The sequence below is a fragment of the Acidiferrobacter thiooxydans genome (assembly GCF_003333315.1).
GTDB lineage: Bacteria > Pseudomonadota > Gammaproteobacteria > Acidiferrobacterales > Acidiferrobacteraceae > Acidiferrobacter > Acidiferrobacter thiooxydans.
This window is the reverse complement of the sequence record NZ_PSYR01000001.1, coordinates 1,291,073-1,305,451: the sequence shown is the minus strand read 5'-3', so window position 1 is coordinate 1,305,451 and position 14,379 is coordinate 1,291,073. Positions and strand designations below refer to the sequence as shown.

General features: G+C 66.9%; 13 protein-coding genes, 1 pseudogene and 1 riboswitch. Of the genes and pseudogenes, 1 reads left to right on the top strand and 13 read right to left on the bottom strand.

Features of this window, described 5'->3' with window-relative positions; all coding sequences use genetic code 11:
- Positions 1-127 precede the first annotated feature (127 nt).
- The 8 genes and pseudogenes from C4900_RS06525 to C4900_RS06490 form a co-directional block, all read right to left on the bottom strand.
- Positions 128-3,406, bottom strand: a complete 3,279-nt coding sequence (locus C4900_RS06525; protein WP_065971633.1) for a 5-oxoprolinase/urea amidolyase family protein — start codon at positions 3,404-3,406, stop codon at positions 128-130.
- 63 nt (positions 3,407-3,469) lie between these two features.
- Positions 3,470-4,138 (bottom strand): urea amidolyase associated protein UAAP2, encoded by a 669-nt coding sequence (locus C4900_RS06520; RefSeq protein ID WP_065971634.1) that lies wholly within the window; start codon positions 4,136-4,138, stop codon positions 3,470-3,472.
- Positions 4,138-4,869, bottom strand: coding sequence for an urea amidolyase associated protein UAAP1 (locus C4900_RS06515; RefSeq protein ID WP_065971635.1), 732 nt, complete (start codon positions 4,867-4,869; stop codon positions 4,138-4,140). Before C4900_RS06515 ends, C4900_RS06520 begins: the two co-directional genes overlap by 1 nt.
- The gene (locus C4900_RS06510; protein ID WP_065971636.1) at positions 4,866-5,735 is read right to left on the bottom strand and encodes an ABC transporter ATP-binding protein; all 870 of its coding nucleotides are present in this window, start codon (positions 5,733-5,735) and stop codon (positions 4,866-4,868) included. The genes C4900_RS06515 and C4900_RS06510 overlap by 4 nt, the downstream gene beginning before the upstream one ends.
- Positions 5,732-6,592, bottom strand: a complete 861-nt coding sequence (locus C4900_RS06505; RefSeq protein ID WP_114282698.1) for an ABC transporter permease — start codon at positions 6,590-6,592, stop codon at positions 5,732-5,734. The genes C4900_RS06510 and C4900_RS06505 overlap by 4 nt, the downstream gene beginning before the upstream one ends.
- Positions 6,592-7,572: an ABC transporter substrate-binding protein gene (locus C4900_RS06500; RefSeq protein WP_065971637.1), complete on the bottom strand. Its 981-nt coding sequence runs from the start codon at positions 7,570-7,572 to the stop codon at positions 6,592-6,594. The genes C4900_RS06505 and C4900_RS06500 overlap by 1 nt, the downstream gene beginning before the upstream one ends.
- Positions 7,573-7,628: 56 nt before the next feature.
- Positions 7,629-7,727: riboswitch (guanidine-I (ykkC/yxkD leader) on the bottom strand.
- Between the two features lie 230 nt (positions 7,728-7,957).
- Entirely contained in the window at positions 7,958-8,365 is a 408-nt protein-coding gene (locus tag C4900_RS06495) for a YccF domain-containing protein (RefSeq protein WP_065971638.1), read from the bottom strand.
- Between the two features lie 74 nt (positions 8,366-8,439).
- Positions 8,440-9,122: pseudogene (locus tag C4900_RS06490) on the bottom strand (glutathione binding-like protein).
- Positions 9,123-9,230: 108 nt separating this feature from the next.
- On the opposite strand from C4900_RS06490, the gene C4900_RS06485 reads away from it, so the two are divergent.
- Positions 9,231-11,099 (top strand): ATP-binding cassette domain-containing protein, encoded by a 1,869-nt coding sequence (locus C4900_RS06485; RefSeq protein WP_114282697.1) that lies wholly within the window; start codon positions 9,231-9,233, stop codon positions 11,097-11,099.
- 103 nt (positions 11,100-11,202) lie between these two features.
- Here the strand turns inward: C4900_RS06485 and C4900_RS15975 are convergent, their stop codons facing one another.
- The 5 genes from C4900_RS15975 to C4900_RS06455 form a co-directional block, all read right to left on the bottom strand.
- A complete protein-coding gene (locus C4900_RS15975) occupies positions 11,203-12,084 on the bottom strand; it encodes a hypothetical protein (protein WP_065971641.1) in 882 nt (293 codons plus the stop codon).
- Positions 12,081-12,602 (bottom strand): glycogen-binding domain-containing protein, encoded by a 522-nt coding sequence (locus C4900_RS06470; RefSeq protein WP_114282694.1) that lies wholly within the window; start codon positions 12,600-12,602, stop codon positions 12,081-12,083. The genes C4900_RS15975 and C4900_RS06470 overlap by 4 nt, the downstream gene beginning before the upstream one ends.
- Positions 12,583-13,158 carry an RNA polymerase sigma factor gene (locus tag C4900_RS06465; protein WP_170132441.1) on the bottom strand — a complete coding sequence of 192 codons (576 nt, stop codon included), beginning with the start codon at positions 13,156-13,158 and terminating at the stop codon, positions 12,583-12,585. The genes C4900_RS06470 and C4900_RS06465 overlap by 20 nt, the downstream gene beginning before the upstream one ends.
- Before the next feature lie 63 nt (positions 13,159-13,221).
- A complete protein-coding gene (locus C4900_RS06460; RefSeq protein WP_065971644.1) occupies positions 13,222-13,557 on the bottom strand; it encodes a glycogen-binding domain-containing protein in 336 nt (111 codons plus the stop codon).
- A 38-nt stretch (positions 13,558-13,595) separates the two neighbouring features.
- A complete protein-coding gene (locus tag C4900_RS06455) occupies positions 13,596-14,354 on the bottom strand; it encodes a hypothetical protein (RefSeq protein WP_065971645.1) in 759 nt (252 codons plus the stop codon).
- Positions 14,355-14,379: the final 25 nt, after the last annotated feature.

The window sequence follows — 14,379 nt, the reverse complement described above, 5'->3', positions numbered from 1 at the left end:
GTCTTTCCGCAAGACGACACCCAGGCGACCCTAGCGAGGACGCCGCGGATGCAACCGAGCGCAAGCTTAATACGACGTCCGCGCCTCCACCAAACAGGCCACGCCCCGAGAGCGCGCAGGCGCGAGGCTAAGCCCCGCAGGCGGCGGCATCGGCGCTGCGCGCCCAGGACTCGCGCTCGCGCACGAACGCCGCCTGTTGACGCGCCTTGAAGGCCTCGATGCCGGGCCTCTCGGCCTCCAGGAACCGCTGGTACTCGGCCCATGAGAAGCGCCCGTCCTCGATACGTAGCGGCAAGCGACCTTGCGCGAAATCCGCGCGCATCGCCAATAGCTGCTCCTCGCTCACCGGGAAAAACCGGATGCGATCGAAGAACCGCAACAGCCACGGGGCACCGTCTACAAACGGCGCGACCGCAGGCCCCCGGTTCCACATCTGCAGCGTGCGCCCCACGAACTGATAACCCCCCGGGCCCTCCATGCCATAAATGCACAGATAGGCCCCGCCTATGCCCACCGCATTCTCCGGGGTCCAGGTACGCGCCGGGTTGTACTTGGTGGTGACCAGCCGGTGGCGGGGATCGACCGGGGTCGCGACCGGTGCCCCGAGATACACATCCCCCAGGCCGAGCACCAGATACTCGGCGGCCAAGACGATATCGCGCACCGCCTCCTCGCTGTCTAGCCCGTTGATGCGGCGAATGAATTCGATGTTGCGCGGGCACCAGGGGGCATCGGGACGCACGAGCTGCTGATAACGGGCGGTGGCAAGCCGCGTCTGACTGTCATCCCAGGCGAGCGGCAGATGCACGATGCGCGAGGCCACACAGGCCTCGCGCAAGTCCCCGAGGTCGGCCTCGGCCTCGCCGAGCACGGCCACCAGCGCCGCCTGCGAGAGCCGATCGGGGCGGTAATGGACCTGCAACGAGCGTATGCCGGGCGTGAGGTCGATCACGGCGTCGTTCAAGCGCTCGTGGCGGCGCGACTGCAGCCACTCCATGAGCGCATGGACGCGCAGGCGCAGACCGATATCGAGGATCGGTGGCCCGTACTCGATCAGGACATTGGCATCGCCGGCGCGTCGATACACGACCGCAACCCCTGCTTGCGACCCGTCGCTGCGCGCGATGATCGCCTCCCTTGCATCCGCTTCATGGGCCATGACCGGCAGGCCCGGCCTGAGTGGCGGCGGACGCAGATCCAATGCCTGCTCCTGATCCCGGTGCAAGGCACGCGCCGCCGCGAGACTGACACGCACAAAACGCACCGTATCCCCCGGACGCAACTGCCCGAGCTTCCAAAGGTCCGCGGACACCACCACCGCCGGGCACACGAAGCCGCCGAGACTCGGTCCATCCGGCCCCAGGATCACCGGCATGTCGCCGGTATAGTCGATCGCGCCTATGGCGTAGGCATTATCATGAATATTCGAAGGGTGGAGACCGGCCTCTCCGCCATCGGGGCGCGCCCACTGCGGACGCGGACCGATCAAGCGCACACCGGTTCGATTGGACTGCGGGTGGACCTGCCAATCGGCGGCAAAAAAGGCCTCAATGTCGTCTGTGGTAAAGAAATCATCGGCGCCGTGCGGCCCATACAAGACCGCGAGCGTCCAGTGGCGTTCGTAGCGCGGCCGCAAACGCCGCGACAATGGCCGACCGACTACGCTATCGTCCCGGATGGCGGTTATGGTCAGGCGGTCACCCGCCTTCAGGGCGCGCCCCTCGTGACCACCAAAACCGCCGAGGGCAAACGTCGCCGCACTGCCGAGATAGCAATCGGCGACAAAGCCTCCCTGCACGGCCAGATAGGCGCGCGCCCCGGCGGTACGCACCGTGCCGCACAGCAACTCGCTGCCGGCCTCCACCCGACATACCTGCCACATCGGCAGTACGCGTCCGTCGAGCCGTGCCGAAAATGGCGCGCCGGTGAGCGCGATCAGCGCCGGCGCATGGAATTTGAGATGCGGGCCGGCCAGCGTCATCTCCAAAACCACGGCCCCCGGATCGTTGCCCACAAGCCCGTTGGCGTAGCGATGCGCGAGCGCATCCATGGGCCCCGACGGCGGCACGCCCACCTGCCAATACCCGAGCCGTCCCGGCCAGTCCTGGAGGGTGGTCTGCGCCCCCCCCTTCAGGACCTCCACCACCGGGGCCGGCCGCCGGTCGGATGCCAGGATATCGACATCCGGACGGCCCGCGCGCACCCGCGGATCCTGCGCCCAGGCGCGCAGCCACTCCCTATTGGTCTCGACCCCGCGCACCACGGTCTGCGCCAGCGCCTCATCGAGCGCCTGCCATGCCTGCCTGCGATCATCCGCCGCCACACCGATATGCGCAAGCTCGCCATCGCCCGCCAGCGCCACCTCCGATCCCGCGGCGATGGCGGCCGCGATCTCTGCCCCCGGTGGCCACGACACCGTGGTCACGCGTCCTGCGGAACGTGCCAGTCCGCGCGCCCAATCCTCGGCGCGTACATGCGCCAGGATCGCATGCCCGACGGCGCCTCGCGGATCGTCGTCCAACACACCGTCTTCCCCGGCCGCGAGTCGCAACGTCCACGCGACGATATCGCTCCCGATGACCATCGAGGCGAGCGCGTGCGCGGCCCCGAGCGCCGCGTCCAGGGCTACGAAATAGGACACGCGCTCGCGCTCATCATAGATGAAACGCACCACGCCCGCGGATCGATAGCGCACGTGGCGCGCCAGGCGCACCGCCCTATCCATGAGCTGCTGGCATTCCCCGGACGCCAATCCCCCGGCGGGCGCCTCTTCCAGCAGCACCCGGCCGTCGCGCCGCAGGCTTACATCGTGCACGCCCAAGGCCCGTACCGCGCCGCGCCCATCGCCCCACACCGGGACCTCCAGGCAACGGGCCTGGGCCAGACGCCTTTCCACACACAGCGCCCCCAGGCCGGGAGGCGGCGATCGCCGCCACTGCTCCCAGGCCGCACGCACGGCCTCGGGGTGCGCACAGCGCCGCTCCCACAGGGCGCTCTCGCAGCACAGCGCCACCGGGTAGCCGATCGTCGCCGCCACCGCCAGGATATCCGCAAGATCCTCCAGGGGACGGCTCCTCGCAAGCAGCGGCAGATCGGCCTCGCAAGCGAGCGCGCGCGCCCGCCCGGGGTCCGAGAACGCCTCGATGTCGTCGGCGCGCGCCCCGGCAAAGGCGATCCCGGAGCCTGCGAGCGCGCGCGCGAGCTGCGCATCGCGGGCGCGGACGCCATATCCGGGATGGACGACATCGGCCCCGGCGGCGGCCGCCAGGGCGGTGATCGCGCGCACCTCCGCCCCTTCTACGATCACAGGCGGCGCACAGCGCATGGCGATCCCCAGACGCTCAAGCGTTTGTCTCACGCGCGTAGCACCCACTCCGGAATCGGCCACCCATACGGTCTTTAACATGACACCTCGCATCGGCGGGCCGTCCCGCAAAATTCATAGGCCACGGGGTCGTCCCCATGCCGATCAACCCTCCGCCGCCCCCCAGGCCATGATGCGAATCGGGGTCGGATCATAGGCGTTGCAGGGATTGTTCAATTGCGGGCAATTCGAAATAAGGATCACCACATCCTGGCAGGCGCGCATCTCGACATATTTTCCGGGAGCCGAGACCCCGTCTGCGAACCGCAATGCGCGACCCTCTACCGGGACATTCATGAAGAAATTGATGTTGGAAGCGAGGTCGCGCTTGCCAAGGCCCAGACGCTGGCCGCATGCGCAGTGGTGCGAGGCCTGCAGGAAATTGTCCCGGCAGCTGTGCATATATCCCTTGTCATGACCATAGCGGACCGTGTTGCTCTCCGCGGAACAGGCCCCGCCCAGGGTATCGTGGCGCCCGCAGGTATCGGCGACGATAGTCAGCATGGGCCGCCCCTCCGACGACATCAATACCGAGCCGGTCGTAAGATAGAGGGCCCTTTGGGCGACGATGGTGGCCTGCGCGCTGTAGCGCTCGCGACGGTCATGCCGGTTATAAAAAAGCGTATCGACCGCCTGGTTGCCCATGAGGTCGACGATGCGCACGGTCTGGCCGGCAAGCACCTCCCCCATCCACGGCTCGCCCGCCGGGCATACGACATCCCACAGGGCGTCGGCCGGGTCGCGGGCGCTTTCCTGCAATATGGGCTTTGGCATCAGCAATCTCCGAGATAACGGTGGCTGTTCATGAAGGCGCGCGCGTTCTCCGCGCATCGCGCGACGCTTGCGCCGGTGTCGCCGCCTTGGGCGTAGGCTATGACGCGCAGGTCGGCCGGGGCATAGGTGCCGGGGGCGGCCAAGGGATGGGGGGCCGCCGATATTACACACAGGAGATTCAAGACCGCCGTCCACTCCACGAAATCGCCGCAATCGACGCCATCGCCACGCAACGCCACGCGGCCCTCGTCGTCGATCGCAAGCGCGCTAAAGAAATTGATCGGCGCCACCAGATCCTCCTTACCGAGGCCCCACTTGGCGAGCTCGATCAAAAGGCCCTCCTGGCCGCTGCGGTGCATGGCGTTGCGCGCATGCTCGAAGCGGCGCGCGCCAAAGCACCGCTCGATGTCTGCGCGGCTGGAGGCCCCGCAGATCGGATCATGGTCGCTCACGCTCTCTTCGCAGATCGCCGCCAGCGCCCGCCCCATATCCGACATGAGGACATGCCCGGCGCCGAGTGCCGCGGTATGCTGGGCCTTCAGGGTGTCGGCCATGTTGTAGCGCTCGCTGCGGTCGTCGTCATTAAAGAGCAGCACCGAGGCATTGGCCTTGGGCGCGAGCGCTGTAAGCCGCAGGCCCTGGCCGCGCCCTAGCCGAAACGAGGCGTGGCATCCCCCGGGCACATGCTCCTGCCAAAGTACGGTCCGTTCGCTTGTTTCCCGTTCCTTCATGACTTTCCTTTCTCCTCTGCAAGCGACGATGCGCGCGTGCGCGCCGTCATACTTTCCAATAATTCGCGATCGGCATGGACCGCGGTGGTGGCGCGGATGCGCGCCAGGATCTCGCCTTTCAGTCTCACGAACGCGCCATCGAGCTTGAGATCCTGGGTGCGCGCGCGCCCCCAGGGGATGCTGTGCACGGAGTCCACGCGCCCGGGGTTGGGGGCCAGCACGATCACCCGGTCCGCGAGATAGATCGCCTCCTCGACGTCATGGGTCACGAACAAGGCCGTGGTCTTCTCGGCGGCGAACAGATGCAGCACGAGGTCATGCATGGTCTCGCGGGTCTGCGCGTCGAGCGCCCCGAAGGGCTCGTCCATCAGCAGCACCGCCGGGTTGGCCACCAGCGCGCGCGCAATATTGACGCGCTGCTGCATGCCGCCGCTCAACTGGTTTGGGTAGCTGTCGCGGACGCGCGCAAGACCCATCATGTTGAGCAGGGCCTCGCTTCGCGAGAGGTACTCCGACACCTCGCGGCTGGTGGCCTCGGCGTGGACCGCAAGGCCGCGCGGGAAACGCAGGTTCTGCCAGACCGTGAGCCACGGAAACAGGGTCGATTGCTGGAATACCATCCCGCGATCCGGCCCAGGCCCCGTGACGGGACGTCCGTCCACCCGGATCACCCCCTCGGTGACCTCATCGAGCCCGGCGACGAGCCGTAAGAGCGTGGACTTGCCACACCCCGAGGCCCCGACGATGGCCACGAACTCATGGTCGGACGCCACCATGTCGAGACCCTTCAGGACCGGGAACGGGACACCGTCCCGGCCCTCATAGTCCCGGCCCACGCCCTCCACACTGACACGCGGCGCGCTCATGGCCGGTACCAGGGAAAAAGCTGCTTGTGCAGCGCACGAAACATGAGATCGAAGGCAAGCCCTATGAGACCTATGACGATGATCCCGACGAAGATCTTCGCGGTATCAAGGAAGCGTTGCGCCTGAAGGATGGCAAACCCAAGGCCGCTGTCGGCGGCCACCATCTCGGCCACCACCAGATAGGTCCAGGCCCAACCCATGTTGATACGCAGGATGTCGACGATCTGCGGCCATGTGCCGCGCCACACGACAAGCTTCATGGTCTCCCCCGGGCGCGCCCCCATGGTATAGGCGGCCTCCAGATAGCGGTCCGGGAGCTTGCGCACGGCATCGGCGACCATCACCACGATCTGGAACACGACCCCTATGAAGATGATGGCGATCTTCGATCCCTCGCCTATGCCCACCCACAGGATGACGAGCGGTATGAAGGCCGAGGCCGGCATGTAGCGCACGAAGTCGTTGATCGGCTGCAAGAGCGCCTCACACCACTTGTAGGCGCCGATGAAAAGCCCAAGCGGCACCCCGATCAAGGCCGCCAACACAAAGCCCGCGACCACGCGATAGATGCTGATGCCGGTATCGTGCAAAAGCCCGCTTGCATACCAATGGCGCAGCGACATCCACACATCGGCCGGCGACGGCAGAAAAAGCGCCCCTACGAGATGCCACGCACACAGCGCCTGCCAGAAGGCGAGCGGCAGCAAAAACCCCGCGACCGCAAGACCCACATACAGCGCCCTTGGGATCGGTGCGCGTATGCGTGAAAACCAGGCACGCACCCGGGTGCGCTGCGCGGCCGCCTTGCGGCCGCCGACGCTGGATGTCCCGTGGGTCCTTGCGGTCACGGCGCCCATCACCGCCCCGCCTGATCCACGATACCCGCGTCGATAAAGGTACGCGGGTTGGGGATCGCCTTGACCATCTTCACCTGCTCCAGGAAACGCCCGGTGTGGACGGTGCTGTTATAGAGCGAGGCACTCGATGGACCGGGATTCATGGCAATGTGATTCAGGTGTTTTCCGAAAAGCCTGGTGCCAGACAGGCTTGCGGCATAGACCGCGGGCGTGAGATCCACATGCGGGGCCATGATCGCCGCCGCCTTGCGGGGGTGGGCCTTAATGAAGCGCACGGTCGCAAACCAGGCCTTGGCGAGCCCCACGAAATCCTTTCGGTGGGCGGCGACGACGCTAGCGCGGGCGACCACGAGGTCGGGAATGAGTCCCGGGGCCTGGGCGCTCGTAAAGAGCGCATGTCCGGCGTGCCGCGCCTCGATCCTCTGGATCCACGGATTCCACACCCCGGCTGCGGCCACACGTCCGGTGATGAGCGCAGCGGCGGAATCACCGGTCGACATGTTGATGAAATGCACGTCGGCGGCGCTCATGTGATGCTCCTGAAGGGCCGTCACATCGAGGTACTCCTCGATCGAATTCATTTCGACGGCAATCGACTTCCCCTTCAATCCCGCGAACGAATGGATGGAGTTGTTCACCATCAAGGCGTCGTTGCCAGCGGAGTTGTCGGTGACCAGGATCACCTTGAGCGGCACCTTCTTCACGATCGGCGCGATGGTATCGATCAGCGCCTGGCAGTTGGCGTCTATGCGACCGGCCGACAGCGCCTCGACCGAGGTCATATAGCTCGGAAACCACACCAGCCGCACATGCGCCCCGTACTTCTTCAGATAGCCGTTGTGTTGCGCCACATACCACGCCACCCACCCCGGCCAATCCGACAGCCCGAGCGTGATACGCGCGCTGGCCTGCGTCATGAGACCCAACTGCGCGCAGACCACAAAACCCGCGGCCACCAGAAGCTTCTTCACCGTGTGCATATCATCCCCTCGCAATTTTTGCCCAAACCAAAAAAAACCCGGGACGGCAACATGCTGCCTCCCGGGTTTTTATCCCTCCGTGTACCCCGCACATCGCGGGGCGGATTCTCTCGGACCGAACACCGCACGCGGCTGGAACCCTAGAATCCGTTACGCCTTCTCGATCGATGCAACCCTAAGCCATGTCATCCTCAAAAAATCCCTGCACCCAGGGTTTAGCAATCTCCATGCCACGCGCCACCGGGCCCAAACCGGCCCCGATGCGCGCTACGGGCGCGGTCCCGGGCGCGTCGCGCCGAGGGATAGGCGCCCTGCCACCGGGCCAAACCGGTGCGCGTGCGCTCTTGTGGTGCGTGGGGACGGCCCGCGGACGGGCCGACGGGGATTACCGGGCGGGGCGTTTGTCCACGATCGTCATGCCGATGGGGGCCATGGCGATCACGGCGAGCTTCAGGTGCTGGATGCCAAACGGAATGCCGATGATGGTGACGAAATTGGCGAGTGCCGCCAAGATATGGCCGATCGCAAGCCACACCCCGAGCAACAGGAACCACAACACATTGCCGATGAGCCCAAGAGGGCCCGTGCCGATGTCCGGGCGGCCCACCGCGCTGCGACTGACCGCCTCGCGTCCGAACGGCCAGAACGTGAACTGCCCGATGACAAAGCACGCGCGCGCCCAGGGAATGCCCACAATGGACACAAGGGCAATCAGCCCGGCAAGCCACCAGGCAAGGCCCATGGCCGCACCCCCCAGGACAAACCACAACACATTGCCGATCAACGATAGCATGGAGATCCTTTAGGCATGACAATACCCCCGGGCGCGCCGCGCCCCCCTTTAAATGACCCGAAACCGTGCTGCGATCAAGGGCGCCCCTGACCAAACAGGTGACGCCGCGCCTCCTCGTCCAAGGGGCCGCCCTGGCTGATGCGTGCGCCGACGGCATAGGCGCGCACCACCGCCGGGCGCGCCGCCATCTGCGTAAACCAGCGCTTCAGGTGCGTAAAGGCCTCCAGGTCTTGCTGCTGATCGCGATGCGGCACGATCCATGGGTAGCAGGCCATGTCGGCGATCGAGTACTCGCGGCCCCCACGAACGGGCTTTGGGCGAGCCTGCGATCGAGCACACCATAGAGGCGTGCCGTCTCACGCACATAACGGTCGATGGCGTAAGGGATCTTCTCCGGGGCGTAGCGCGCGAAATGGTGGTTCTGGCCGGCCATCGGACCCAGGCCCGCCATCTGCCAGTAGAGCCATTGCAGGACCATAAACCGGGCCCGTAGGTCGGTCGGCAGGAAACGCCCTGTCTTCTCCGCGAGATACTGGAGGATGGCCCCCGACTCAAACAGCCGGATCGGTTCGCCCTCGACATCGGCATCGACCAGCGCGGGCATGCGATTGTTGGGGGCTATGGCCAGGAAATCCGGCGCAAACTGTTCACCGCGGCCGATATTGACCGGCATGATGCGATAAGCCAGGCCGGCCTCTTCCAGAAAGATGGTGATTTTGTGGCCGTTGGGTGTCGGCCAATAATAGAGGTCGAGCATGAATATCCTCCCGGTGGCAGGCCCGGCCTTGATGACCGTTGCCCAGATCCCGCAGACCTGCGATTATACCCGGCTTTCCCGGCCCATGCCGCACCCTGAAAGCCCGTCATGCCCCTACTGCGTCTCGATGATATCAGCCTTGCCTACGGCCACCACCCCTTGCTCGACCACGCCTCGCTTGCCATCGAGGCCGGCGAGCGCGTCTGCCTCATAGGGCGCAACGGCGAGGGCAAATCCTCGCTCCTGCGCATCGTCGCCGGGGCCATCAGGCCCGATAGCGGCACGTGCAGCACGTCACCGGGCGTGCGCATCGCCACCCTCGATCAAGAGGTCGCGTGCGCCGATACCGCGAATGTCTTCGAGATCGTCTCCGGGGGCTTGGCGGCCCTCGGCGCTGCGCTGGCCGAATACGATCATCTGACGGGATGCCTCGCCGAAGGTGCCGATGACGCGACCCTGGCGCGCCTGGGGGCCGTGCAGCAGATCCTAGACAGCCAGGACGGCTGGCGATTCCAGCAGCGCGTGCACACCGTCATCAGCGAACTGTCTCTCGATCCCCATGCGCGCATGGGCGAACTATCGGGCGGATGGCGGCGGCGTGTCATGCTCGGACGGGCCCTGGTCGCGGAACCCGACCTGCTGCTGCTCGACGAGCCCACGAACCACCTCGACATCGGCGCCATCCTGTGGCTCGAGAACTATCTCGCGAACTTCACCGGCGGGGTACTGTTCGTCAGCCATGATCGCGCCTTCCTCAGACGGCTTGCCACGCGCATCATCGAACTCGACCGCGGCATCCTGTCGTCATGGCCCGGGACCTATGAGGACTATGTGCGCCGCAAGGCCGAGGCCCTGGCTGCGGAGGAGACGCGCGACGCCCTGTTCGACAAGCGCCTATCCGAGGAGGAGCGCTGGATCCGGCAGGGCATCAAGGCGCGGCGCACGCGTAACGAGGGCCGGGTCCGGGCGCTCGAGGCCATGCGCCGCGAGCAGCGCGCACGACGCGAGCGCGTGGGGCGCGCCGAATTGCGCCTGGATGGCGCCGACCCCTCCGGCCGCATCGTCTTCGAGACCGATCGCCTGACGCTCAGCTACGAGCAGCGCACCCTGGTCCGCGACTTCAGCGCCACCGTCCAACGCGGCGACCGGATCGCGCTCGTCGGTCCCAACGGGGTCGGCAAGACCACCCTCCTGCGCGCCCTGTTGGGTGACGTCGCGCCGTCCGGCGGCTCGATCCGGCGGGGCACGCGCCTGGAGGTGGCGTACTTCGATCAGCAACGCGAGCAGCTCGATCCCGAGGCCACGGTCATGGACAGTGTCGGCGAAGGACGGCTCACCATCACCGTCGGCGGCCGCCAGGAGCACGTCGCAGGCTACCTGCGTCGCTTCCTGTTTCCGCCCGAGCGCCTGCGCTCACCGGTTGCCATGCTCTCCGGCGGCGAACGTAACCGCCTCTTGCTCGCGCGCCTGTTCGCCAAGCCCGCCAACCTCCTGGTCCTGGACGAACCGACCAACGACCTCGATGCCGACACCCTGGAGCTCCTCGAGGAGACCTTGATGGAGTTTACGGGCACCATCCTGATCGTAAGCCACGACCGCGCCTTCATAGATCACGTGGCAACCAGCACGTGGCTGTTCGATGGCCAAGGCGGCGTCTGCGAACACGTCGGCGGCTACAGCGACCTGCCATCGCCCGCGCCACCCTCGACACCCCCTGCGCGCCCGAAGGCCCCGACCGCGCCCGCCGTCGCGCCGCCGCGCAAGCGCCCCTATAAGGAACAACGCGAGCTCGATGAGCTCCCGGCGCGCATCGAGGCCCTGGAGGCCGAGCGCGCCTCGCTTCAGGCCGCCAGCGCCGATCCGCGCTTCTATGAGCAGGACCAGGCCCAGATCGCGAGTCTCTTCGAGCATCTGGCCGCCATCGAACGGGAGTTGCAGGCGCACTATGCGCGCTGGGAGTCCCTCGAGTCATCGTGACTCATCGGCGCCGCCCGGGCGCCGGCGGCCGGCACGAGAGATGCGCCTGAACCCTCGGATGATCGGGGAAAACCGCGGCCCGCGGGCCGGGAATGGGCGTTGGTCACGGCCGACCCATTGCCGCCCCGCCGGGGCCTGCCATGCCGCCGGGGCCCGTCATGCCACCCGGACCCGTCATGCCGCCGCCGGGGCCCGGCGTGGGGCCGGATCCTGGACCCATCATGCCTCCCCCAGCCCCGGGCATCCCGACGGCGCCCGCCGGTCCCGATAAGGGCCCGGGGCCCATCGGCGACCGCAACCCCAATCCGTCTCTCAGCATCCCGCCAAGGTCCCGGGGTCCTTGCCCAGCGGCGGCCTTGCGGGCGAGCGCCCTATCGAGCACGAACAACCTCTGTCGCGACACGCCCTGGCGCCGGGCCGCGCCCAGCGTACGCACCACATCGCCACGCCCCACGCCCCAGCCGCGCAGATCGGTGGCCACCTGGACATAGGCCGATAACCGCGACACCGTAAGTCGTCGCCGACCCAGGAGGCGATCGAGGGCGTGCCCATCGAGCCCCGCGCGACGCGCGATCACGAGATCCGACAGCGCGTGGCGCACCGCGCGCGGGTGGCCGCCGATCGACCCGGGGGTGGCGTGGCGCTCGAGCGTCCGGCGCGCGCCCCGCAGATCGCGCGCAAACACGCGCAAGCCGTCGCTAATGCGCGGCGCCGGCACCCCTTTCATGAGACCCTCAAAGATTTGATCCACGGCCAGCGACACCGGCAGCCGCTCGCGATGCAGTCCCGATAAGCGCCGCGCCCAGCGCTCGACGGTCGCCGCCCCTACCCCTGCCGCGTGCGCCTCCCGCATGAGCCTGCGCGCCCTGGGCGCGGATACGCCGGCATGCCGTAGCGCGGCCACCGGTGACACCGACGCCCACGCCGCCGTACCGGCGGCCAGCACCGCAAGCCCGGCCCAGAGCAGCAGGCGTGCGCGTCTCATGCCGTCATCCCCCCCGATCCGACGATGATCACGGAATTCCGGCCGCCGAAGCCGTCGGGACGATAGCCTTCGGCATGCGGATCGGGCATCACCTGGTGCCCATTCACCACGAACACATAGCTGTATTGCCCGGCGCGCAAGGGGATGCGCACCGTCCACAGGCCATGACCGCGCGCATGCAGGGCGATGCGCCGCCCCCAGCCGTTGAAACTGCCGGCCACCGCGACCTGCTCGGCGTGCGGCATCCTGAGCGAAAAACGCACGAAGCGCGTACCCGGCGGCGCCACGCGCGCGCCCCCCGCGTGCAGCAGCAGGGTCGCCGCCAAGACCGCGATCGCGACCCCGGCGGCGATCGCCCACGGGCGCATCATGGCGCGGCGCAGCCGCCGCCTGTCGGCGGTCTCGATGCGCACCATCACCCGATCCACGAAATCGTCGGCCACGAGCGGCTGCCGCCAGCGCCTCAAGGCGGCATCGATCTCGCCTTCCGAAAGTGGTCTATCCGTCTCGTCTGCCATACATCCCACCGCCGTTCAGTATCCGCCGCAACCGCTCGCGCGCGCGCAGGGCGCGCACCTTGGCCGTCCCGACGCTCGTACCCAGGATCTCGGCGACCGTCTCGAAGCCCTCCTCCATGACATACTTCAACACCAAAAGCTCGCGATCGCCCGCGCCCAGTTGCGCGAGCGCGGCGGCAAGCCGCCGCCCATGCTCGCGCCCGAGCGCCTGATCCTCAGGCCCCTCTTCGTAACGCCCGTCGTAATCGTCATCGCCGCGCAACTCCGGGCGGCGACGCGCGGCGCGCTGCTCGTCACGCACCTTGTTAACCGCGATCTGACAGAGCCATGTCGAAAATCGCGACGCCTGGCGGTACTGATCGAGGTGCTCAAAGGCCGCCAGGAAGGTCTGCTGCGCGAGGTCGTCGACGTCGGCCTCGGGCGCCAATCGGGCGATGACGCCGTGCACCATGCGCGCGTACCGGGCGACGAGCGGTCGAAACGCCGTCTTGTCCCCGGCCAGGCAACGCGCGATCCAGGCACGCTCTTCGTCATCTCCATGGTCCTGATCCTCCACCGACCCGGTCATCATCACCGCCACAGACCCCGGCCGGCGCTTACGCCTAGCGATCGTCTCTTGCTAGCGACCCACCACCAACAGATCGTTGTGGCCGCCAAGGCCATCGCGCACGCGCGGCGCGTGCCGCCCCAGACGCCAATGACCGTCGACCCGAAAACCGTACTCATAAAGCCCCGGCGCCACCGCTAGGCGGCCCCGGAATACCCCGTGCCGGCCCCGATGCAATGCCACGCAGCGCCAATGCGTAAAACTCCCGCACACGAGTACCTGGCGCGCGTGCGGGGCGTGCAGGCGAAACGGCACCTGCCGCGCCCACGCGCATCCCATACCCGCGACCACCAGCGCCCACACGAGCTGTCGCCCTCGGCGCCGTGCGCTTCCTGTTGTTGCTTCCATGCCGTCACTATAACAACCCTCCGGACACCGCCAAAGCCCTAGAACGTGGCCCCAAGGCCCGTGGCGTAGATGGTCGTGTAAAAGCTTCCCCCGCCCGCGACATGGACATATTCGCGGCTCGCCTGGGCACGGATATAGATGCCGTGACCAAGCTCTTGCAGCCAACCCAGGCTCGCGGCGTTGGACGTGCGGATCGAGGCGGTCGCGACGTCATAGTGATCGTAGGCGTGCGCCGCCGACACGGTGATCACGTCGGATGCGATGGGCTTCCAGTTGCCGGCGAGCGTGGCGCTGTAACCGCGGTAGGTGTTGAAGCCAGCTTGGCCGCGGGCGTCATCGTACTCTCCGGTCTCTCCCACCCATAGGGTCTGGCTACCCTCCTTAAAATGTAGGCGCGCCATATAAATCGCCAGATTCCGCACAGTGTTACTAAAACGCACGGTCTCTCCACCGACCGTGGCGAGCACCGAGGCGTCCTTCCCCAGATCGTGAAACACACCGGCCGATCCTCCGAAGATATCGTTATCGAGGACGCTGTAGCGGCGCAGGCGGTTGGCCTGCAGGTTCACAGACGCCACCCACGCCCCGCGATTCTTGTCAAAGCCCTTATAGGCACCGACATAACCCGAATAGACCCCCATCAACACCGAGGACGCCAGGATCCCATTGGTCGCCCCCGTGAAATTGCTTTCCCAAAGCGCCCCGGCATCGACGCCCCCGAAAAATGTGGCATGCGCGGCACCGGTGCCCACGACGAATCCGGCCACCGCGGCCCATCCCCTGAATCGTTTGTTCACGCAACCCCCTTATCACCCATCCGTG

Bases quoted from the DNA above. Each gene is read 5' to 3' on its own strand.
- C4900_RS06520 (WP_065971634.1), bottom strand. From the start codon at position 4,138: ATGCCAAAGCCCATATTGCAGGAAAGCGCCCGCGACCCGGCCGACGCC.
- C4900_RS06505 (WP_114282698.1), bottom strand. From the start codon at position 6,592: ATGGGCGCCGTGACCGCAAGGACCCACGGGACATCCAGCGTCGGCGGC.
- C4900_RS06500 (WP_065971637.1), bottom strand. From the start codon at position 7,572: ATGCACACGGTGAAGAAGCTTCTGGTGGCCGCGGGTTTTGTGGTCTGC.
- C4900_RS06495 (WP_065971638.1), bottom strand. From the start codon at position 8,365: ATGCTATCGTTGATCGGCAATGTGTTGTGGTTTGTCCTGGGGGGTGCG.
- C4900_RS06515 (WP_065971635.1), bottom strand. From the start codon at position 4,869: ATGAAGGAACGGGAAACAAGCGAACGGACCGTACTTTGGCAGGAGCAT.
- C4900_RS06485 (WP_114282697.1), top strand. From the start codon at position 9,231: ATGCCCCTACTGCGTCTCGATGATATCAGCCTTGCCTACGGCCACCAC.
- C4900_RS06525 (WP_065971633.1), bottom strand. From the start codon at position 3,406: ATGTTAAAGACCGTATGGGTGGCCGATTCCGGAGTGGGTGCTACGCGC.
- C4900_RS15975 (WP_065971641.1), bottom strand. From the start codon at position 12,084: ATGAGACGCGCACGCCTGCTGCTCTGGGCCGGGCTTGCGGTGCTGGCC.
- C4900_RS06460 (WP_065971644.1), bottom strand. From the start codon at position 13,557: ATGGAAGCAACAACAGGAAGCGCACGGCGCCGAGGGCGACAGCTCGTG.
- C4900_RS06470 (WP_114282694.1), bottom strand. From the start codon at position 12,602: ATGGCAGACGAGACGGATAGACCACTTTCGGAAGGCGAGATCGATGCC.
- C4900_RS06510 (WP_065971636.1), bottom strand. From the start codon at position 5,735: ATGAGCGCGCCGCGTGTCAGTGTGGAGGGCGTGGGCCGGGACTATGAG.